We start from the raw sequence: 21,047 nt of genomic DNA, 5'->3' as shown, positions 1-21,047 counted from the left end.
CGAGCAGAGGCGGGCCGTCGTGTGGTTCGACCGCGGGTCAGCGGCGCCCGAAGGCCACCGTGTAGGTCCGGACCTCGGTCTCGTCCTCACTGGTGATCGTCACCGTGGCCGACCGGGTCGAACCGCTCGCCTGCACGATCTCGACGCGTGCGTACGGGTCGGCGGTCTCGACGGCGACCTCCGGGTGTGAGGTCCGGGCCACCGTGTACCCGGTGGTCTCCGGGTCGAACCCCGCCACTGCGAGCCCGTCCACCGTGATCCCGCTGGCCCGGGCGTCGGACGACGCCCCGGGTGCCAGCGCCAGGACCTCGATCTCGCTGACCGTCATGTGCATCCCCGGCAGGGCCGTCAGGACGACCCGGACGGCGTCCGCCGGGATGGATGGCAGGTCGACGTGGATCACCGGAGCCCCCGCCGCAGGGATCGGCACGGCCGTCTCGGCGGACGCGTCGTTCCACGCCCCCGCGGCGTCCCGGACCTGCACGCGCAGGCTCGCGGCGTAGCTGTCCGAGCCGTCCCGGAAGAAGCGCGTGGTCACCCCGGTGAGGGTGCGCGCCGCCGGCAGGGCGAACGTGAGCGTGTCCGTGGGGTTCTTCGTGCCGGACCGCCAGTTGGACCAGCCCTTGTCGGTCAGGTCGCCGTTGCGCAGCCGGTCCGGGGAGTACCCGGGCTCGGCATAGGTGGCGCTCGCGACCGTCCCGGCGGCCAGCGCGGCGTTCTCCTCGGTGCCGGTCGTGACCTGGACCCGGACCGTGGCGGCCAGGGTCCGGCCGTCGGCCGCGTCCGCGAGGCCGGTCAGCGTGACGGTCCCGACCGACGCGAACGCGTCGGCCGCAGGCGCTCCCCAGACGACCGGGCGCTCGGTGGTGGTCCCGCGCTTGCCGACGGCGGTGACCGTCGCCGGCAGGTCGGCCGGGCCGCCCACGAGGGACTTGGCCCGGGCGGGGAGCGTCGCCACGAGCGTGTCGACCTCGACGGTCGCGGTGACGTCGTGCCGGGCGCCCGTCGCGTCGACGGCCACCCCGCGGACCCGCACGGTGCCCGGCTTCGCCCAGCGGCGCTCGGACGGCAGGGTCCAGGTGACCGGGAGCGTGCCCCGGGCGCCGGTCCGGAAGACCGGCACGACCGTCTGCGGCAGCGTCGGCGCGGTGCCCGGCACGGTGAACGCCTCGACGTCCTGGACCGAGAGCACCGTCTCGTCGACGACCGCCCAGCGCTGGTTCGCGTTGGAGTTCGCCGTCCAGAGCGTGACGGCGGCGCCGTCCGCGGTGGACTGCCCCCCGACCTCGAGGAGCCGACCGTTCGCGGCGTTCACCAGCGTGTACGTGCCGTCGCCGGTCGTGGAGGCGATCCACTGCGCGCCGAGCGCGGGTTCGCCGTCGGCCGCCACGAGGACGACCGCGCCGTCCGCCACGGAGATCCGGGTGTCACCCGCCTGCGTGGTCACGGTGTAGCGGGTTCGGTTGCCCTCGCCACCGACGGCGGCGAGCTGCCAGAGCTGGTCCGCCGCGGCGGTGTCGGTCGTGCGCACGACGACGCCCGTCCCGGCGGGAACGGCGGTGTCGGGTGACGTCAGCGAGTTGCCGCTCTGGACCCCCTGCAGCCGGTAGACGTGCCCCGGCTGGGCGAGCGCCGCGTCGCGGGCGACCCCGCGCACGCCGTCGACCACGAAGGTCGTGACGGACTCGGCCGGGACCTCGAGGGTCGCGGACGCGTCCTGCACGGTGACCGGTGCGCCCTGGCTGAGGGCACCGGACGCGTCGGTGGTCGTCGCGGTGACGGTCGCAGTGCGCGACACCTTCCCGAACGCGGACAGGTCGAGGGTGACCGCGCGCGCGGTGAGCCCCGAGTTGACGTGCACCACGGTCGCGGTGCCGTCGCCGACGGCGGCCACGGACGAGGTGTCGTTCACCTGCACGAGGTGGTCACCGGGACGGATGAAGTGCGTGAAGTTGCGCAGGGTGTCGTACTTCGTGTTCGTGTAGATCGGGCACGTCTCGAGCGTGTCGGCCGCGGTGCAGTCGAACGGGATCTGGATGCTGCCCCAGTTCGACCCGGTCGCGCTCTCGCCGCCGGGCGCCATGTTGTCGTAGTCCTCGACGGGCTGCCACAGCACCCACGCGGTGGGCTCGAGCTCACGCAGGTCGTCGACCACCCGCTGCGCCATCCCGAGGCCGGGGAGCATGCTCTCGAAGTTCTGCCCGTCGAGCCAGGACCCGCCGATCTCGCTCATCCACAGGGGCTTGTCCTCGCCCTTGGCGATGTCCCGCACGGCCGTGCGCTGGGCGGTCCCGTAGGTGTGCACGTTGAGCTGCGCGACGGCGTCCTGCACGTCCTGCGTGTAGGCGTTCCAGTTCGTGGTAAACGTGCTGGAGCCGGTCTCGTCCATCGCGGAGATGACGGCGTCGGTCTCGGAGCCGTCGAGCGCACCCGCGAGCGCGGTGATGACCTGCTGCTGCATCTGCGGCCCGACGTGTGCACCCTCCTGCCGACCGCTGGTCGGGTTGCCGTCGGCGCCGAGGTTGGTTCCCCAGTAGGACGTGTTGGGCTCGTTGACCGGGTCGATCGTGTCGACCTCGATGCCGTGCGCGTCCTCCAGCTGCTCGACGACGCCGACCAGGTAGGCCGCGAAGTCGTCGACGCGATCGGCGCGGATCTGCTCGGCACTCGAGTCGAACCCGCCCGAGACGTAGCCGCTGACCGTCTGGAAGTAGGGCGGGGAGTTGCTGAAGGCCTCCCAGTGGGTGACGTCGTCCTTAATCCGGTCGATCCACCACCGCTGGGTGGCGTCCGCCTCGAGGTTCCAGTCGGCCGGGTCGGCCGGGTCCCACCAGTCGACGTCGGTCCGGGTGGTGCCCGCGGGCGCGTTCCACCAACCCTCGACGGCGCCGCCCGGGCGCAGGTAGCTCGGGACGTCCGGGGCGTTCCCGCCGCCGATGTTGTAGCGCGCGATGTTGAGGTTGAGACCGTCCTCGCCGAAGAGCATGTCGGCCAGCGCGGTCCGGATCTCGTCGGGGTAGCCGCCGGTCGCGTTCGCGAACCAGACCAGGGAGGTCCCCCACCCCTCGAACTTCTGGCCCGGGGTGGAGGGGTCCGGGCGGACCGTCACCGCGGGGAGCGCCGAGGTCGGGAGAACGGCAGGGATCGGCACCGCGGCAACCGGTGCCGCGGGGAGCGGCGAGGTCGCTGCGGCGGGGGCGATCGCCCCCGCGCCGAGGACGAGTGCGCCGATCGTGGCGGCGAGCATCTGCACGTGCGTTCGTCTGGGCATGTCTTTCCCTTGTCGCGTCATTGCGAGCCGTGCGTCCGGCGACTGGTCGCCGTCGTGCAGGAGGTGGGGTGCTCAGACCTCCGTGTGGCCGAGGTCGGGAGCGGCGGCGAACGCCACCGTGTCGGAGGCCGAGCCGTGCAGCTCGAGCAGGACGAGCTCGTTGCCGGTGGCGCGCAGCAGGGGGCCGGGCACGTAGAGGGTCCGGGTGGGCCCGACGCTCCAGTAGCGGCCGAGCAGGAAGCCGTTCACCCAGGCCAGCCCCTTGCCCCACCCGTCGGTGCGCAAGAAGTGGTCGGCGCCGGCGACGGTGGCGAAGGTGCCGTGGCAGAAGACCGGCCCGGCGACGGGCGAGCCGGTCCCCGGCGACGTGCCGGCCGCGCGCAGGAGCTCGACCAGCTCGTCGATGGTCTGCAGCCGCAGGCCGAGGGTCTCCCAGTCCGTCAGCTCGCGCACCGCCGTGCGCGCCGGGCCGATCAGGCCCTTGGGTTCGCCCAGGCGCGGCCCATAGTTCACGCGACCCTGGTCCTCGAGCAGCACGTGCAGCACGCCCGAGCGCGGCGGGAGGGGCAGGACGGTCGCTTTCTCGGCGCGCGACAGCACGCCGACCGGCTCGCGATCCAGGTGGACGACGGCGCGGTCGCGGACCTCGGCGAACGCCACGACGCCGTCGTCGGGCCTGATCGCGGTGCGGTACAGGCTGAAGCCCGACCACTGGCCCTGCTCGTCGGTGGTCGGCAGGTGGCCCCAGCCCTTCCACTCGCCGAGCGCGGGCAGCACGTCCCACAGCGCGAGCCGGCGGTCGAGGCGCAGGTCGAACGCGGGCGCGAGCGGGGTGGGGGTCGGGAGCTCGGCCGGCACGGGGGCGTGCCGGGCGATCACGGCGCGCATCGCGGCGTACTTCGCCGTCGCGCCGCCGTGCTCGGCGAGCGGCGCGTCGTAGTCGTAGGACGTCGTGATCGGCGCGTAGGTGCCCTTGTCGTTCGCACCGTTGGTGAAGGCGAAGTTGGTTCCGCCGTGGAACATGTAGAGGTTGACGGACGCCCCGGCGGCGAGCAGGTCGTCCAGGTCCGCGGCGTTCGCCTCGACGGGCGCGAGATGGTGCGGCCCGCCCCAGCCGTCGAACCAGCCGTTCCAGAACTCGGTGCACATCAGCGGACCGGTGCTCTGGTGGGCGCGCAGGATCGCGAGCCGCTCCCGGCTGCGCGACCCGAAGGTGGCGGTGCTGTGCAGCTCGGGCAGGCTCCCCCGCGCGAGCATCTCGTCGTCGGCCTGGTCGCAGGTGAAGAGCGGGACGTCGATGCCCTGGGCGCGGATCAGGTCGACCAGCGCGCGCAGGTAGTCGTGGTCGTCGCCGTAGGCGCCGTACTCGTTCTCGACCTGGACGGCGAGCACGGTCCCATGGCGGGACACCTGCCGCGAGGCGACGAGGGGCAGCACGCTCGCGAAGTACGCGGCCACGGCGGCCATGAACACGGGCTCGTCTCGGCGTACGCCGACGCCCCGCTGGGCGAAGAGCCACGCCGGCAGGCCGCCGTTGTCCCACTCCGCGCAGATGTACGGGCCCGGACGCACGATCGCGTACATCCCCTCCGCCGCGATCAGGTCGAGGAAGCGGCCCAGGTCGCGCGGCCCGTCGGTGTCGAACCGGCCCTGCTCGGGGGCGTGGAAGTTCCACGCGACGTACGTCTCGATCGTGTTCAGGCCCATCAGCCGGGCCTTGTGGATCCGGTCGGCCCACTGGTCGGGGTGGACCCGGAAGTAGTGCAGCGCACCGGAGATGATCTGCAGCGGCCGACCGTCCAGCAGGAAGTCGCGCGGACCGATCTCGAACTGGGGCACAGCGATGTCCTTCGAGGGTGCTTCGAGGTGGTCAGGGGCAGCGCGGGGCGGGCGGGTGCTTGCCCGCCCCGCGGTCGAGCTCGCTACTTGATCGTGAAGCCCTGGTCCGTGCCATACGTGGCGGACGCCTTCTGCCACGCGGCCAGCCCGTCGGTCATGGTCGTGCTCGACACGTAGGCCTGGCCCACGGTGTCGTTGAAGATGCTGTTCGCGAACACCTGGAACGGCAGGTACTGCCACTCGGGAACGACGTTCTTCGCGGACTGGGCGAGCACCTCGTTGACCTTCTGGCCGCCGAAGTAGGCGAACTCCTTGTTCACGAACGCGTCGGACTCGAGCTCGGCCGTGGTGGCCGGGAACGCGCCGCCGTCGATCCGGGTCTGCACGCCGGCGCCGGCGTCGGCGTACTCGGCGAACGCGTACGCGAGCGCCTTGTTCTTGCTGGCCTCGGGGACGGCGAGCGAGCTGCCGCCGTTCTCGGACGTCGCGGTCTCGCCGGCCGCCCACTGCGGCATCTGCGCGACGCGCCACTTGCCCGCGCCGGCCTCGACGCCGGACTCCAGGTTCGCGGGCATCCAGGCGCCGATGTTCAGCGTGGCGATGGTGCCGTTGCCCAGGCCCTGGTACCACTCGTCGCTCCAGGAGCTGATGGGTGCCACCAGGTCCTCGTCGATGAGCTGCTGCCACATCTGCGCGAACTTGGCCGAGCCGTCGTCCGTGAAGTCGAGCGTGACGTCGGTGCCGTCGACGGTGTACGGGTGCCCGCCGGCCTGCCAGATCATGGACGTGGTGAAGCCGGCGTCGCCGGTGTCGTTGGTGATGTAGGCGTTCGGGTTGGCCGCATGGATGGCGCGGGCCGCCGTGAGGTACTCGTCCCAGGTCGTCGGCACCGCGAGGCCGAGCCCGTCGAAGACGGTCGTGTCGTAGAACAGGGCCATGGGGCCCGAGTCCATCGGCAGGCCGTAGATGCCGTCGCCGGACTTCACCGAGGCCCACGGTCCCGGCGTGAAGGTCCCGTCGAGGTCGCCCGCGCCGAACGCCGACAGGTCGGTCAGGGACTTGCCGATCGCGAACTGGGGCAGCGCGTAGTACTCGACCTGGGCGACGTCGGGCACGCCCGAGCCGGCGGCGATCGCGTTCTGCAGCGCGGTGTACTGGTCGTTCCCGGTACCGGCGTTCACGAGGTCCACCTGGACCTTGGGGTACTCGGCCTCGAAGTCCGCGACGACCTTCTCGAGCGTGGGCTCCCACGCCCAGACGGAGATCTTGCCGCCGGCGTCGAGCGCTGACTGCACGTCCCCGGCGGCGGCGGTCGTCTCGGCCGTCGTGGCCGAGCCGGAGCCGCAGGCGGCGAGCGCGAGCGTGAGGACGCCGGCGAGAGCGACGCCGCGCAGCGCTGGGCGGCGGTGGAGGGTGGTCATGGAACGGTCCTTCCGTTGGGTGGTGCCGGTGATCGAGAAGTGCGACGTGGGGTGGTCTCGCGTGGTCATTCCTTGACGCCGCCCGCGGCCAGCCCGGACTGCCAGTACCGCTGCAGCAGCAGGAACGCCGCGACCAGCGGCAGGATCGTGAGCAGCGAGCCGGTGATCACGAGGTCGAAGATCGCCTCGCCGCCCGCCGTGGCGGCCTGCGCGTTCCAGGCGTTGAGCCCGAGGGTGAGCGGGTACCAGCTCGGGTCCTTGAGCATGATCAGGGGCAGGAAGTAGTTGTTCCAGGTCGCGACCATCGTGAACAGCAGCACCGTGACGATGCCCGGGGCGAGCAGCGGCAGCGAGATCGTCACGAAGGTCCGCAGCTCGCTCGCGCCGTCCATCCGCGCGGCCTCGAGCAGCTCGGTCGGGACCGCCTCGGCGGCGAACGTCCACATGAGGTAGAGCCCGAACGGGGAGATCAGCGACGGGATGATCACCGCCCACGGGGTGTTGGTCAGCCCCATCTGGCTGAACATCAGGAACGTCGGCACGGCCAGCGCGGTCCCGGGCACGGCGACCGCCCCGATCACGACCGCGAACACCGCGCGCTTGCCGGGGAACGCGAACTTCGCCAGGCCGTACCCGCCGATCACGGCCAGCGCGGTCGCGCCGCCGGCCCCGAGCACGACGTACAGCAGCGTGTTGCCGAGCCAGCGCAGGAAGATCCCGTCGTCGTAGCTGAGCGTGCGTACGACGTTGTCCCACAGCGCGAAGTCGCCGCTGAACCACAGGCCGAACGAGCCGAACAGGCTGCCTTGCGTCTTGGTGGAGTTCACCACCAGCCAGAACAGCGGGATCAGGGAGTACAGGAGCACGACGGCGGTCGCCGCCGTCAGCAGGGCGCTGCGCCGGGGCTTGTCCGCGCTCCTTCGCCGGCCAGATCGCACCGAGGCGGCCGGGCCGCCACCACGCAAGGCCGGACGCAAAGTCGTCGTCGTCATCTCACGCCTCCTTGCGCATGCCGCGCAGCTGGACGACGTAGGCGACGATCATCGTGAGGACTCCCATGATGATCGCGACCGTCGCCGAGTAGTTGTACTGCTGACCCGAGAACGACAGCGAGTAGGCGTAGAGGTTCGGGGTGAAGCTGGTGGTGATGGCGTTCGGCGCCAGGCTCTGCAGGATGCTGGGCTCGTTGAACAGCTGGAAGCTGCCGATGATGGAGAAGATCGTCGCGATCACGAGCGCCCCGCGGATCGCCGGCAGCTTGATCGCCCGGACGATGCGGAACTGCCCGGCGCCGTCGATCTCGGCCGCCTCGTACAGCGACGTCGGGATGACCCGCAGCGCCGAGTAGAAGATCAGCATGTTGTAGCCGACGAACTCCCAGGTCACGATGTTGCCGATCGACGCGAGCACGAGGGCCGGGGCCAGCGGGTCGGGGAGCGAGATCCCCAGGGCGTCGTTGAGGTTGCCGACCAGGCCGAACCGCGTGCCGTACATGAAGCCCCACATCAGGGTCGCCACCACCGCGGGCACGGCGTACGGCATGAAGATCGAGATCCGGAAGAAGTTGGTGCCGTACAGGCGCCCGCTGTCGATCGCCAGCGCGACCAGCAGCGCGATGCCGAGCATGATCGGCACCTGCACCACGAGGAACAGCGACACCCGCGCGGCCGACGACCACAGCTGCGGGTCGGCGAACGCCCGCTCGTAGTTCGCCAGGCCGACGAACGCGTTGCCGCCCACCAGCTGGTTGCGGAACAGGCTCAGGTACAGCGAGTAGACGATCGGCGCGAGGAAGACCAGCGCGAACACGCCCATGAACGGACCCACGAAGCCCCAGCCGACCCAGGTCTGCTTCTGGTGCCGAGCTGCGGGCGCCGCGGCGCGGCGGGTGCTGACCGCGGCAGCGCCTGCGGTGGACCGTGTCGTCATTGGCTGCGTCCTTGCTCCGTTGGAAGACTGATGTTTGCGTAAACATCTTTGCGACCTGCGCGGAGTGTTTACGTAAACATCGGTGACGCGATAGTGTCACCAAAACGGGCGCCGGGTCAACAGGGCCCGGTCGAGCCGCCCTCCCGGGCGACCGGCACGCGAGCACTTTCAGCGATCAGGAAGCCAGTGACCAGCAAGCCAGCGATCGTGGACGCCAGCGGCGGCCGACGGGTCTCCATGGCCGACGTCGCCCACCGCGCCGGCGTGTCCACCCAGACGGTCTCCCGTGTGTCCAACGGCTACCCGGGCGTGGTCGACGCCACCCGAGAAACCGTCCTGACCGCGATGGAGGAGCTCGGCTACCGGCCCAACAGCGCCGCCCGCGCACTCAAGAGCGGCCACTTCCGCACCATCGGCGTGCTGCTGTTCACGCTCGCCACCACCGGCAACATGCGCACGCTCGAGGCCATCGCGACGTCGGCCGCGCGCGCCGGCTACGCCATCACCCTCATCCCGGTCCAGGCCCATACGCAGGACGAGGTGCACGGCGCCTTCACGCGGCTCGGGGAGCTCGCCGTCGACGCGATCGTCGTCGTGATGGAGGTGCACCTGCTCGACTCCGGGACCGTGCGGCTGCCGCCGGGGGTACCGGTCGTCGTCGTCGACTCCAACGCGGGCGAGCAGTACGCGGTGGTGGACACGGACCAGGCCAACGGCGCGCGGCAGGCGGTCGAGCACCTGCTCGAGCTCGGGCACCGGACCGTGTGGCACCTCGCCGGGCCGGAGGAGTCCTTCGCGGCCGGCGGGCGCGCCGCGGCGTGGGCGACGACCCTGCGCGAGCACGGCCGCGACGTCCCCGACGTGCTGCGCGGCGACTGGTCGGCCCACTCCGGCTACGTCGCGGGCCTGCGCCTCGCCGACGAGCCGACCTGCACCGCGGTGTTCTCGGCGAACGACCAGATGGCCCTCGGCCTCCTGCGCGCCTTCCACGAGCGCGGCCGGATCGTGCCCGACGACGTCAGCGTCGTCGGGTTCGACGATCTGCCGGACACCGACGCGTACACCCCGCCGCTGACGACCGTGCACCAGGACTTCGCCGAGGTCGGCCGCCGCTGCGTCGAGCTCGTCGTGCGCCAGATCAGCGCGCGGCGCAGCCTGCCGGGCCGGACGCTCGTCGGCTCGCGGCTCGTCGTGCGCCAGAGCACAGCCCCGCCACGGGTGAGGTCCTGACCGATCGGTTGACACCTGACCGATCGGTCGCGCACGCTGTACGCATGCTTCGACGGACCGGTGCGGACACCAAGCGCGAGATCCTGACCGCCGCGACCCGGCTGTTCAGCGACTACGGCTATCGAGGAACCTCGCTGGCGGACATCGCGCACGAGATCAACTTCTCCAAGGCCTCCGTCCTGTACCACTTCGCCAGCAAGGAAGCCCTGTTGGCGGAGCTGATCGCCCCGGCCGCCGCGGACCTGACGGCGCTGATCGAGCGGCTGGGCACCTTGCCGCCCGAGCAGTCCCGCCGGGCCGCCCTCGAGGGCTACACCCACCTGGCGGTCACCTACCGCGAAGCGGTCGCGATCCTGCAGACCGAGTGCCTGCTGCTGCAGGACCCGCACTTCCACACCATCGGCCTGCAGTACGAGCAGCTCGTGGAGGCGCTCGCAGGCGACGATCCCGACGCCGAGCGCCGGATCGCAGCCGTCATGGTCATCGTCGGAACCGCCGCGGCCTGCACCCAGCCCACCGGCCTGTCGCCCGAGCAGCTGCAGCCCACGCTCGTCACCGTCGCGCTGCGAACCCTGGGCCTGCCGGCGGACGCGCCCCCGGGCTGACCGCCCCCTCCTCCCTCTCCCCCGACCGACCGTCGGTCCTCACCTTCTTGGAGTTCACGTGGCAACCCTGCTCTATCGGCTCGGCCGGGGATCGTTCCGGCATCGCGGCATCGTGCTCACCGTCTGGATCGTCCTGCTGGCCGGGTTCGGACTCGGCGCGGCCCTGCTGTCCGGACCGTCGACATCCAGCGTGACGATTCCCGGCACCGAGGCGCAGCGCGCCCTGGACTCCTTGTCCACGCAGTTCCCGGGGGCCGCCGGGGGCAGCGGTAGCATCGTCGTCGCCGCTCCGGAGGGCGGCACGGTCACCGACCCGGCCGGCCAGACGGCGATCGCCGCGATCACGGCCGAGGCAGGCCTCCTGCCCGACGTCGCCGCGGTGCTCGACCCGGCGCAGACCGGCCAGATCTCGCCCGACGGCTCGGTCGCCGTCGTCCGGGTGCAGTTCACCAAGCCGATCGACGAGCTGGCCAAGAGCACCAAGGCCGACTTCAACGCGATCGGCGCCACCGTGGTGGACCAGGGCCTCACGGTCGCGCACGGTGGCGACATCGCCAGCGGCGAGCCCGCCGTCGGCGGCACCGAGGGCATCGGCGTGCTGATCGCCGCCCTCGTGCTCGTGCTGACGTTCGGCTCGCTCGTGGCGGCCGGCATGACCCTGCTCACCGCGCTGATCGGGCTGGGGGTCGGGGTCGCCGGCCTGTACTCGCTGTCGGGGATCATCTCGTTCAGCGCGATCACGCCGATCCTGGCGATCATGCTCGGGCTCGCGGTCGGGATCGACTACTCGTTGTTCATCGTCTCGCGCCACCGCCACAACCTGCTCGAGGGCATGGAGCCGGAGGAGGCCGCCGGGCGGGCGGTCGGCACCGCCGGCTCCGCCGTGGTGTTCGCCGGCGCCACGGTGATCATCGCGCTGGCCGCGCTCACCGTCGTCGGCATCGGGTTCCTCAGCAAGATGGGCCTGGCCGCCGCCGCGACCGTGCTGGTCGCCGTCCTGGTCGCGCTCACCCTCTCCCCCGCACTGCTGAGCTTCGCCGGCCGCCGCGTGCTGCCGCGCAAGCTGCGCGACCCCGACGCCGCCCGGGCCGCACTGGGTGCCGAGGAGTCGCCCAAGCTCCTGGGCCACCGCTGGGCCGAGCTCGTCACCCACCACCGCGTCGTCGTGCTCGTCGTCGGCGTGCTGGGCCTGAGCGCACTGGCGGTGCCGGTGCTGTCGATGCAGACCGCGCTGCCCGACGCCGGGCACGCACCCGCGCACACCACCGCGCGGGTCGCCTACGACCTCATCACCCGGGGCTTCGGCGAGGGCAGCAACGGGCCGCTGGTCGTCGTGATCGACGCCGCGAGCGCCGACACCCTGACCGCGGACGCGGCCGCGGTGACCGCCAAGCTCACCGCCACGCCCGGCGTCGTCATGGTCACGCCCCCCACGGTCAGCCCGAGCGGGACCACGGCCCTGCTGCAGGTGATTCCCTCCACCGGACCGTCCGACCCGAAGACCGCCGACCTGGTCAACGCCATCCGCGACCAGGTGGCCGGCTCGACCACCGCGACCGTGTCGGTCACCGGCTTCACGGCCGTCGGGGTCGACGTCTCCCAGAAGCTCGCGGACGCCCTGCCGATCTACCTGCTCGTGGTGATCGGGCTGTCCTTCGTGCTGCTCATGCTGATGTTCCGGTCGATCCTGGTGCCCCTGAAGGCCACGCTCGGCTTCCTGCTCACCGTTGGCGCCACCTTCGGCATCGCGGTGGCCGTGTTCCAGTGGGGCTGGCTGTCCAGCACCGTCGGCCTGGCGGTGCCCGGTCCGCTGCTCAGCTTCATGCCCATCCTGATCATCGGGATCCTGTTCGGGCTCGCCATGGACTACGAGGTGTTCCTCGTCTCGCGCATGCGTGAGGACTTCGTGCACGGCGCGTCGGCCCGGGACGCCACGGTCAGCGGGTTCAGCCACGGCGCCCGCGTGGTCGCCGCGGCCGCGGCCATCATGACCTCGATCTTTGCCGCGTTCGTGTTCAGCGACGACCCCGCGATCAAGCTGATGGGCTTCGGGCTGGCCACCGGGGTGGCGATCGACGCGTTCGTCGTCCGCATGACCCTGGTGCCGGCGGCGATGTCGCTGCTCGCCGAGCGGGCCTGGTGGCTGCCGGGCTGGCTCGCCCGCCTGCTGCCCGACCTGGACATGGAGGGCAAGAACCTGCGCACCGACGACGACGCCCCGACCCCGTCGGGCACCCCCGTCCCGAGCGAGGTCTGAGGCAGCCGCACCGCTCGGGTCTTGCCCTCACCACTCGTGAAGCGATATATATCGCACATGGGATTCAGGATCACCGAGCAGGCCTACCTCGTGCTGCTGTCGCTGGCCGAGCGGCCGCGGCACGGGTACGGCATCGTGCATGCGGTGCTGGACCTGTCCGACGGCGCGACCCGGATGGGTGCCGGCACGCTGTACGGCCTGCTGGACCGGATGGGTGCGGCCGGCCTCCTCGAGGCGTGCGGCGAGGAGGTGGTCGACGGGCGGCTGCGCCGGTACTACCGGCTCACCGACGCCGGGTCGGCCGCCGTCGTCGGCGAGACCGCCCGCCTGCGGGCCCTGAACCGGCGCGCCCGGTCCGTTCTCGGCGCCGGTCCCGCCCTCGGCGGCGCCTGATGTCGGCGCCGGGGGCGGCGTCGTCGGGCACGACCGAGCCGGTCGGGTCGTGCGACCCCGCGCTCGCGCGCAGCGTCGCGTTCTGGTTGCGGGCCTACCCGCGCCGCTGGCGTGCGCTGCGCGGTGCGGAGCTGTCCGGCCTCGTGATCGACCTCGCCGCACCCGACACGCACCGCCTGGGGTGGCGGGCCGCGCTCGACCTCGTACGCGGCGGGTGGGCGACACGGTGGCGCGAGCACCCTCCCCTGCCCGCGTGGCTGCTCTACCGGGTGTTCGACCGCCGGATCCCGGGGCCCTACCGCGCCTGGGCGCTCGACGACATCGACGGGCTCCTCTTCCCCCTGCGGCAGGGCCTGTTCAGCTGGGTGGTGCTCCTCAACGCCGTCTTGGTGATCCAGCGGACCGAGTCGGCCAGCACGCTGTGGTGGTTCGTCGGGCTCATCTGCTTCGCCCTGCTCGCGTCGTTGGTCTTGTGGCCGGAAGTGGTCCGGCAACGCGCTCGGCTCAAGCACATCGCCCCGCAGCCGGGTGAACGCCTGGTCGAGGGGGTGCTCGTCGAGCAGGACGTACCCCGACCACGCGCCACGGCCCGATCGGTGCTGCCCTGGGTGGTCGGGCTCCTGGCCGCGGCGACCACGACGTCGGCCCTGTCGGTCGCGCTCTCGCCGAAGGTGCTCACCGTTGTCTCCGACCACGTCGTCTCGGCGGACGGCGACGTGGTGCGCAACGTCGAATTCGTCGTCGCCCCGATAGGCGGTCATTGGCCCGTCGCGGCCTCGATCCTCGCGGTGGCGCTCGCGCTCGGGCTCCTCGGCGCCGTCGTGGCCCGACGTCGGCTCGACCGGCTTGCGGCATCGTGCCCCGGGCAGCCGCACCGGGTCCCGCACGCGCTGTCCCGCTCGGGCACGCTCAACTTCACCTTCTGGGCGACGACGATCATCGCGGTGGGCGGCCTCGAGATCAGCGGTCGACTCGTCCTCGGGCCGAGCGTGGCGCTCGGCGCCGCCGCGCTCGTGCTGCTGCCCGGCGCGCTGGTGGCGCTGGCCGTGTCCCGCGGCGTCGCGGCGTCCGACCTCGCGATCAGCGACGTGTGGCACATCGCCGCTCGCGGGCGGCTCCCCGCCGTCGACCGCCCGGCGTCCGCGCTCCGGCCACTTCTCGGTCCGGTGCCCGACGGCGTCACGGCAGGGTGGCCCGTCGAACCGCCCTACCCCGCGCTGCCCTGAGCCGCGCTGCGCCGCCGGTCTGCACTTCGGGGAACGACGAAACCCCTCGCTGGAAGCCTTTCGGACTTCCCGCGAGGGGTTCTGTCATGTCAAGACCCCGAGCTGTGTCAGGACCGTCTGGCGGTGGCGGTGGGATTTGAACCCACGGTGGAGTCTCCCCCACACACGCTTTCGAGGCGTGCTCCTTAGGCCGCTCGGACACGCCACCGCGGGGAACGATACCGGGTCCCTGCGGTTTGACCGAATCGGCCCTCCTGCTGGTCGGCGGAGGTCCGTCGTAGGCTCACCGAGTGACGCTCCCGGACCTGCAGCCCACAACAGCCACCCCCTCCAGCGCCGCGACCGCGGCCCCGATGGTCGCCGCAACCGTCACCGAGGCGATCGAGGTCCTGGCCGGTCTGCGCCTGGCCGTGCTGACCGGCGCGGGCCTGTCCACCGACTCCGGCATCCCGGACTACCGCGGCCCCGACTCGCCACCGCGCACCCCGATGACGTACCAGCAGTTCGTCGCCGACCCCGCGTTCCGCCGGCACTACTGGGCGCGCAACCACGTCGGCTGGGCGCACGTGCACCGCACCCGGCCCAACGCCGGTCACCGCGCGCTGACCTCGCTCGAGGAACGGGGCGTCGTCGTCGGCGTGATCACCCAGAACGTCGACCTCCTGCACGAGGAGGCGGGCACCCGCAACGTGATCGACCTGCACGGCCGGTACGACCGCGTCATCTGCCTGACCTGCGCCCAGGTCATCTCCCGCACCGCGCTGGCCGAGCGGCTCGAGGCGCTCAACCCGGGCTTCGCGGACTCGGTCGGCCGCGTCGCGGACATCGAGATCGCGCCCGACGCCGACGCCGTCATCTCCACGACGGCGCACTTCACCGTGGCCGACTGCGACGCCTGCGGCGGCCTGCTCAAGCCCGAGATCGTGTACTTCGGCGAGAGCGTGCCCAAGGAGCGCGTCGCCCGCGCCTACGCGCTGGTCGACAGCGCCGACGCGCTGCTCGTGGCCGGGTCGAGCCTGACCGTGATGTCGGGCCTCCGGTTCGTGAAGCACGCCGCGAAGGCCGGCCGACCGGTGGTGATCGTCAACCGAGGTGCCACCCGCGGCGACGAGCTGGCGACGTTGAAGCTCGAAGCCGGCACCTCGGAGACCCTGACCGCCCTGGCCGAGCGCCTCCCAACCCCCCGGATCCCCTGACCGCCAGCAACGAGAGCTAGCGGTGGTCGGCGAAGAAGGCGCGCAGGAGGTCCGCGCACTCCGGTTCGCGCACGCCGCCGACCACCTCGACCCGGTGGTTCAGGCGTCGGTCGCGCACCACGTCCCACTGCGACCCGCACGCCCCGGCCTTCGGGTCCCACGCGCCCAGGACCAGCCGCGGGACCCGCGCCAGCACCGTCGCGCCGGCGCACATCAGGCAGGGCTCGAGCGTGACGACCAGGGTGCAGTCGTCGAGCCGCCACCGGCCGAGGGCAGCCGCGGCCGCCCGCAGCGCGAGCACCTCCGCGTGCGCCGTCGGGTCGCCGTCGGCCTCGCGTGCGTTGTGGCCGCGCCCGAGCACCGCACCGTCGGGCCCGACGACGACGGCGCCGACCGGCACGTCCCCCGTCGCCAGCGCGAGCTGCGCCTGCGCCAAGGCCGCGCCCATCCACCGCGCATCACTCTCCGACCAGGTCACGGCACCATCCTTCCCCACGGACGCCGGTCAGCCATCTCCGCCGCGTCGAGGATGAATCTCCCGGCCGCCAACGACCGGTAAGTTGTGGGTCATGCGCCTGCACGTTGCGAATCACCCGCTCGTCGCCCACAAGCTCACCGTTCTGCGGGACAAGAACACGGCCTCGCCGACGTTCCGCCTGCTGGTCGACGAGCTCGTGACCCTGCTCGCCTACGAGGCGACCCGCGAGGTGCGCGTCGAGCCGCACGCGATCGACACGCCCGTCACCTCGACGATCGGCACCAAGCTCGCCGACCCGCGACCGATCGTGGTCCCGATCCTGCGCGCCGGGCTCGGCATGCTCGACGGCATGACCCGCCTGCTCCCCACGGCGGAGGTCGGCTTCCTCGGCATGCGGCGCGACGAGGAGACGCTCGAGGCGATCACGTACGCGAACCGGCTGCCCGACGACCTCTCCGGGCGCCAGTGCTTCCTGCTCGACCCGATGCTCGCGACCGGTGGCACGCTCGTGGCCGCGATCAACTACCTGTTCGAGCGCGGCGCGCGTGACGTCACCGCCGTGTGCCTGCTTGCCGCCCCCGAGGGCCTCAAGCTCATCGAGGACGCCATGGGCGACCGCCTCGACCTCAAGGTGGTCGTCGCCGCGGTGGACGAGCGCCTCAACGAGAAGTCGTACATCGTGCCCGGCCTCGGCGACGCCGGCGACCGGCTGTACGGCATCGTCTGACCGCCTCGCCTGCTGGCCTGTCGACCGCCTCGGGAGGGGCTCGGCGATCGGCTCGACGACGGTCGACCGTCGTCGGCGCCGGTTCCCAGTGGGTGAGACTCCCCGGTTTTTCCTTGGTCAGACGAACATGACCTGCGACGATGCAGGGGTGTTCACGCCCTTGCCCACGCCCGACGCCGCCCCGGCGTCCCTCGGCGTGCCCGCAGCCGCGTATCGAACGTGCTGTCAGTCCTGACTGTTCCCCGGTCCGACTGAACCCCGCCAGCAGCTCGCCCGCGAATCTTCGCGCCCGACGCCGGCCCCATCCGATGGAGACTTCCGTGAGCACCCACCTGCGCGCCAAGCGCCCGCACCCCGACCCGAGCGCCGTACCGAACCCGCGTGCCGCTGCGACCCCGATCTCCCTGCCGAAGGCCCGGCCGGCCACCCCGACGGAGGTCGCCGGCGCGCCGTCCGCGCCCGGGTTCGTCCTGCACGTCCGCGTCGACGAGTCGTTCGGTCACGGCCCGCAGGCGCTGCGCGACCTCATCGAGGCCGCCGAGACGCTGCAAGAGCTGGCCCGCGACCTCCTGCCGAAGGCGAACGCGTCCACCACGCTGTCCCTGACCCCGCCCCTGCCCGACTGAGCGCCCGACCCGCCGTCGGCCCTCTCCGCACAAAGAAGGGTGAGTTCGCCGATCCGGTGCGAGTTCGCCGATGGATACCGGCGTACTCAGACCAGAACGGCGAACTCACCCCTGGGTCGGGAGATCAGAACGCGGGGATGACCTCCCCGCCCGGCCAGCGGGTCGTGATGAAGTCCGCTACCTCCGGCGAGTGCAGCAGGGCGTCGAGCTTCACCAGCGCCTTGTTGTTCTTGTCCTCGGCGCGCACCGCGAGGAAGTTGGCGTACGGGCTGCCCTCGCCCGACTCGATGAGGATCGAGTCCTTGGCCGGGTCCAGACCCGCCTCGAGCGCGAAGTTGCCGTTGATGATGGCGACGTCGACGTCCTGCAGGGCACGGGCGAGCTGCTCGGGCGCGGTCTCGATGAACTCGAGGTGCAGCGGGTTGTCCTTGATGTCGAGCAGGGTCGGCAGCTCCTCGCCGGTGTCGTTGAGCGTGAGCAGGTCGTTCGCGACGAGCAGGTCGAGCGCGCGTCCCTGGTTGCCGGGGTCGTTCGTGATGCCGACCTTGGCGCCGTCCGGAATCGCCTTGACCGAGTCCACGGTGTCGGAGTAGATCGCGAGGGGCTCGATGTGGATGCCCTCGAAGTGGTCGAACTTGTAGCCCTGCGACTCGACCTGCGAGGTGTAGTAGTCGAGGTGCTGGAAGTAGTTCGCGTCGAGGTCGCCCTCGGCCAGCGCGGTGTTCGGCAGCACGTAGTCGTCGAACGTCTTGATCTGGAGGTCCAGGCCGGCGTCGGCCGCCAGGTTCTTCTGCACGAACTCGAGGATCTCGGCGTGCGGCGTCGGGCTCGCCCCGATGACGAGCGTGGTGACGCCGGCGGACGACGTCGACCCGGCGGAGGACTCGGCCGCGGCCGAGCCGCACCCCGCCAGCGCCATGCTCGCGACCGCGACGACGGCGGCGACCGTGGTGCTGCGCCAGGCGAACGAGTGCTTCTTCATGAGGAACCTTTCAGATCGAGAGTCAGAGCGGGCAAGAGTGGGGGGTCAGCGGTGGTCGAGCCGGCGCGCGAGCGCGTCGCCGAGCACCTGGACCAGCTGGACGATGGCGACCAGCACGATGACGCACGCGATCATGACCTGGACGTCGAACCGCTGATAGCCGTAGGAGATGGCCAGCGCGCCGAGCCCGCCCGCGCCGATCACCCCGGCCATCGCGGAGTAGCCGATCAGCGCGATGACCGTGACGGTCAGGCCGGCCACCAGGCCGGGCAACGCCTCGCGGACGAGCACGGCCCGAAGGATCTTGGTCCGGGTCGACCCCATCACGCGGGCAGCCTCGACCTTGCCCGGGCTGACCTCGCGCAGCGCGGTCTCGACCAGGCGGGCGAAGAACGGGACGGCCCCGAGCGTCAGGGGGACAACGGCGGCCTTCCACTCGAGGGAGGTCCCGACGACCAGCCGGGTGAACGGGATGACCGCGATCATGAGGATGACGAACGGCAGCGAGCGGCCGATGTTGACCACGACGCCGACGACGGAGCTGACTGCGCGCGACGGGGTGAGCCCGCCGGGAGCGGTCGAGTGCAGCAGCAGCCCGAGCGGAAGCCCCAGCAGCACGGTGAGCAACGACGAGACACCCACCATCTGGAGCGTCTCGAGGGTGGCCAACGGGAACTTCTGCTGGATCACCGGGTTGGCCAGGAAGTCGCTCAGCCAGGTCATGAGGCGACCTCCGCGTGGATCCCGGCCGCGCGCAGGTGCACGAGCGCCTCCTCGACGCGTCCGTCCGGCAGGTCGAGCTGCAGGCGCCCCACCCGGCGTGCGGCGAGCGTCTCGATGGTGCCGGCGGCGATCTCGACGTCCGTGCCCAGCCCGGCGACGGCCGCGAGAACGACGTGCGTCGGGATGTCATCGGTCGTGTACGACACCTCGACGAGCGAACGCTCGAAACCCGACGGCAGGTCGGGCACGGGGATCAGCTCGCGCGCCAGGCGGGAGCCGTACTCGCCGACCACCTCGCCGACCGCGCCGTGCTCCACGATCCGCCCGTGCTCGAGCAGCGTGACCGAGTCGCAGATCTCGCGCACCACGGCCATCTCGTGCGTGATGATCAGCACCGTGATCCCCAGCCGGTCCCGCAGATCGCGGATCAGGCCGAGGATCTGCCGGGTCGTGGCGGAGTCGAGGGCCGACGTCGGCTCGTCGCACAGCAGGACGGCGGGCTCGGTCGCGAGCGCCCGGGCGATGCCGACGCGCTGCATCTGACCGCCCGACAGCTCGCTGGGGTAGGCCTCGGCCCGTTCGGCCAGGCCGACGAGGCCGAGCAGCTCGGCCACCCGGGCCGCACGGTCGGCGCGCGGGACGCCGGCCACCTCGAGCGGGTAGGCCACGTTCTGGGCGATCGTGCGCGAGTCGAGCAGGTTGACGTGCTGGAAGACCATCCCGATCCGCCGGCGCGCAGCGCGCAGCTTTCCCTCCGGCAGCCCCGAGAGCTCCTCGCCGTCCACCGTCACGGTGCCCGAGGTCGGTCGTTCGAGCAGGGTCAGACAGCGGATCAGCGTCGACTTGCCCGCGCCGGACCGGCCCACGATGCCGTGGATCGCCCCCCGCGGCACGTCGAGGTCGATGCCGTCGAGCGCGACGACGTCGGCCCCCTTGGCGGGGTAGACCTTGCGCAGGGCCCGCAGCTGGATCTGGGGTTCGGTCATGACTCTCCTAGCAGTGCAGTCCACGAAAAGGGCCCGCCCCGACCCGTCGCGGACAGCGACGAGCAAGGCGGCCGACAGCCGGGGGCAAGGGTGGGACACGGGGGTGCGGCACGGGTGATCCGTCCGCAGGCGGCCGACGCCGGTCAGGGCGTCACCGTTCGCTCAGCTCAACAGCTGGAGCGCGAGTCCATGCCACACATTCGCCCGGCGGCGTGCGCCGAGGGCGAGCAGGTGATGCGGTGGCCAGACATAAGACCATTGGACCACAGGCTGAGACGAGGCCCGTCCACGTTTCACCTGCCGGACATGTCAGACCCCCGGTGCACGATGGCGACCTCGCCGCAGGCGGGCTGATCCGCCTCGCGCGGCCCGTCGGTTGTCCACAGAGATACGCACATCTGGGGGTAACTCGAGAAGGGACCACTACATCTAGCGGTCGCACCACCGCGCCCCGCACCCGTACCGTGGCGCCATGAAGATCGTGATTGCAGGCGGGCATGGACAGATCGCACTCCGGCTCACGCGGCTGCTGGCAGCGCGCGGCGACGACGTGGTCTCGTTGATCCGCAACCCTGTCCACGCGACCGACGTGACCGCCGCCGGGGGCACCGCGGCCGTGGTCGACCTGGAGAGCGTCGACGCCGCCGGGCTCTCGGCCCACCTGACCGGCGCCGAGGCTGTGGTCTTTGCCGCGGGCGCGGGCCCGGGGAGCAGCGCGGAGCGCAAGGACACGGTCGACCGAGCCGGCGCCGCCCTGCTCGCGGACGCCGCCGAGCTGCTCGGGATCCGCCGCTACGTGCTCGTCTCCTCGATGGGCGCCGGCGCCGAGCCGCCCACAGGCACGGACCCGACCTTCGTCGCGTACCTGCGCGCCAAGACCGCCGCCGAGGAGGACCTGCGCCGGCGCGACCTCGACTGGACGATCCTCCGGCCGGGCGCGCTGACCGACGCGACCGGCAGCGGCCGCGTCCGGCTGGACCCCGAGGTTCCCGGCGGCCGGATCCCCCGCGACGACGTCGCCGCCGTGCTCGCCGGCCTGCTCGCCGAGCCGGGGACGGCGGGCCGCACGCTCGAGCTCATCGAGGGTGACGTGCCGGTGGCTGCCGCGATCGATGCCGTGGCGGGAGACCCCGGAACGAACCCGGCCTGACCTCGGGC

Annotated in this window: 18 protein-coding genes and 1 tRNA gene; 9 read left to right on the top strand and 10 right to left on the bottom strand. The window is 71.8% G+C overall.

Going from position 1 to position 21,047, the window contains the following annotated elements; all coding sequences use genetic code 11:
* Positions 1-37 precede the first annotated feature (37 nt).
* The 5 genes from VTA80_RS10240 to VTA80_RS10220 form a co-directional block, all read right to left on the bottom strand.
* Positions 38-3,271, bottom strand: coding sequence for a glycoside hydrolase (locus VTA80_RS10240; protein ID WP_407345396.1), 3,234 nt, complete (start codon positions 3,269-3,271; stop codon positions 38-40).
* 72 nt (positions 3,272-3,343) lie between these two features.
* The gene (locus VTA80_RS10235; RefSeq protein ID WP_407345395.1) at positions 3,344-5,110 is read right to left on the bottom strand and encodes a glycoside hydrolase family 35 protein; all 1,767 of its coding nucleotides are present in this window, start codon (positions 5,108-5,110) and stop codon (positions 3,344-3,346) included.
* An 83-nt stretch (positions 5,111-5,193) separates the two neighbouring features.
* Positions 5,194-6,531, bottom strand: coding sequence for an ABC transporter substrate-binding protein (locus VTA80_RS10230; RefSeq protein WP_407345394.1), 1,338 nt, complete (start codon positions 6,529-6,531; stop codon positions 5,194-5,196).
* A gap of 65 nt (positions 6,532-6,596) precedes the next feature.
* Positions 6,597-7,523, bottom strand: a complete 927-nt coding sequence (locus VTA80_RS10225; protein WP_407345393.1) for a carbohydrate ABC transporter permease — start codon at positions 7,521-7,523, stop codon at positions 6,597-6,599.
* 1 nt (position 7,524) lies between these two features.
* Positions 7,525-8,460, bottom strand: a complete 936-nt coding sequence (locus VTA80_RS10220; RefSeq protein WP_407345392.1) for a carbohydrate ABC transporter permease — start codon at positions 8,458-8,460, stop codon at positions 7,525-7,527.
* Between the two features lie 186 nt (positions 8,461-8,646).
* On the opposite strand from VTA80_RS10220, the gene VTA80_RS10215 reads away from it, so the two are divergent.
* The 5 genes from VTA80_RS10215 to VTA80_RS10195 are packed head-to-tail and all read left to right on the top strand — an operon-like array spanning position 8,647 to position 14,171.
* Positions 8,647-9,690: a LacI family DNA-binding transcriptional regulator gene (locus VTA80_RS10215; protein ID WP_407345391.1), complete on the top strand. Its 1,044-nt coding sequence runs from the start codon at positions 8,647-8,649 to the stop codon at positions 9,688-9,690.
* 44 nt (positions 9,691-9,734) lie between these two features.
* On the top strand, positions 9,735-10,295 hold the full coding sequence (locus VTA80_RS10210) for a TetR/AcrR family transcriptional regulator (RefSeq protein WP_407345390.1): 561 nt from the start codon (positions 9,735-9,737) through the stop codon (positions 10,293-10,295).
* A 58-nt stretch (positions 10,296-10,353) separates the two neighbouring features.
* On the top strand, positions 10,354-12,552 hold the full coding sequence (locus VTA80_RS10205; RefSeq protein WP_407345389.1) for an MMPL family transporter: 2,199 nt from the start codon (positions 10,354-10,356) through the stop codon (positions 12,550-12,552).
* Between the two features lie 57 nt (positions 12,553-12,609).
* Positions 12,610-12,945 (top strand): PadR family transcriptional regulator, encoded by a 336-nt coding sequence (locus VTA80_RS10200; RefSeq protein ID WP_407345388.1) that lies wholly within the window; start codon positions 12,610-12,612, stop codon positions 12,943-12,945.
* Positions 12,945-14,171, top strand: coding sequence for a hypothetical protein (locus tag VTA80_RS10195; RefSeq protein ID WP_407345387.1), 1,227 nt, complete (start codon positions 12,945-12,947; stop codon positions 14,169-14,171). Before VTA80_RS10200 ends, VTA80_RS10195 begins: the two co-directional genes overlap by 1 nt.
* A gap of 118 nt (positions 14,172-14,289) precedes the next feature.
* Here VTA80_RS10195 and VTA80_RS10190 read toward each other — a convergent pair.
* A tRNA-Ser gene (locus VTA80_RS10190) sits at positions 14,290-14,379 on the bottom strand.
* 145 nt (positions 14,380-14,524) lie between these two features.
* Between VTA80_RS10190 and VTA80_RS10185 the strand changes: the two genes are divergently transcribed.
* Positions 14,525-15,367 (top strand): NAD-dependent protein deacetylase, encoded by an 843-nt coding sequence (locus tag VTA80_RS10185; protein ID WP_407345747.1) that lies wholly within the window; start codon positions 14,525-14,527, stop codon positions 15,365-15,367.
* A 16-nt stretch (positions 15,368-15,383) separates the two neighbouring features.
* On the opposite strand, the gene tadA is transcribed toward VTA80_RS10185, so the two are convergent.
* On the bottom strand, positions 15,384-15,845 hold the full coding sequence (gene tadA, locus VTA80_RS10180) for a tRNA adenosine(34) deaminase TadA (RefSeq protein ID WP_407345386.1): 462 nt from the start codon (positions 15,843-15,845) through the stop codon (positions 15,384-15,386).
* Between the two features lie 91 nt (positions 15,846-15,936).
* Between tadA and upp the strand changes: the two genes are divergently transcribed.
* Positions 15,937-16,572 carry a uracil phosphoribosyltransferase gene (gene upp / locus VTA80_RS10175; RefSeq protein ID WP_407345385.1) on the top strand — a complete coding sequence of 212 codons (636 nt, stop codon included), beginning with the start codon at positions 15,937-15,939 and terminating at the stop codon, positions 16,570-16,572.
* A 320-nt stretch (positions 16,573-16,892) separates the two neighbouring features.
* Complete coding sequence (locus tag VTA80_RS10170) at positions 16,893-17,198, top strand: hypothetical protein (protein WP_407345384.1); 306 nt, start codon at positions 16,893-16,895, stop codon at positions 17,196-17,198.
* 124 nt (positions 17,199-17,322) lie between these two features.
* Here VTA80_RS10170 and VTA80_RS10165 read toward each other — a convergent pair whose 3' ends face one another.
* From VTA80_RS10165 to VTA80_RS10155, 3 genes are read right to left on the bottom strand one after another with little or no spacing between them, the layout of a single operon-like run.
* The gene (locus VTA80_RS10165; RefSeq protein ID WP_407345383.1) at positions 17,323-18,180 is read right to left on the bottom strand and encodes a MetQ/NlpA family ABC transporter substrate-binding protein; all 858 of its coding nucleotides are present in this window, start codon (positions 18,178-18,180) and stop codon (positions 17,323-17,325) included.
* 45 nt (positions 18,181-18,225) lie between these two features.
* Positions 18,226-18,903 carry a methionine ABC transporter permease gene (locus VTA80_RS10160; protein ID WP_407345382.1) on the bottom strand — a complete coding sequence of 226 codons (678 nt, stop codon included), beginning with the start codon at positions 18,901-18,903 and terminating at the stop codon, positions 18,226-18,228.
* Positions 18,900-19,889 carry a methionine ABC transporter ATP-binding protein gene (locus VTA80_RS10155; protein ID WP_407345381.1) on the bottom strand — a complete coding sequence of 330 codons (990 nt, stop codon included), beginning with the start codon at positions 19,887-19,889 and terminating at the stop codon, positions 18,900-18,902. Before VTA80_RS10155 ends, VTA80_RS10160 begins: the two co-directional genes overlap by 4 nt.
* A 472-nt stretch (positions 19,890-20,361) precedes the next feature.
* Between VTA80_RS10155 and VTA80_RS10150 the strand changes: the two genes are divergently transcribed.
* Positions 20,362-21,039: an SDR family oxidoreductase gene (locus tag VTA80_RS10150; RefSeq protein WP_407345380.1), complete on the top strand. Its 678-nt coding sequence runs from the start codon at positions 20,362-20,364 to the stop codon at positions 21,037-21,039.
* The last annotated feature ends 8 nt before the right edge of the window (positions 21,040-21,047 follow it).

It is taken from the genome of Pengzhenrongella phosphoraccumulans, from assembly GCF_045689905.1.
Lineage (GTDB): Bacteria > Actinomycetota > Actinomycetes > Actinomycetales > Cellulomonadaceae > Pengzhenrongella > Pengzhenrongella phosphoraccumulans.
The sequence above is the reverse complement of the archived record's forward strand: the minus strand, read 5'-3'. Positions and strand labels throughout refer to the sequence as shown.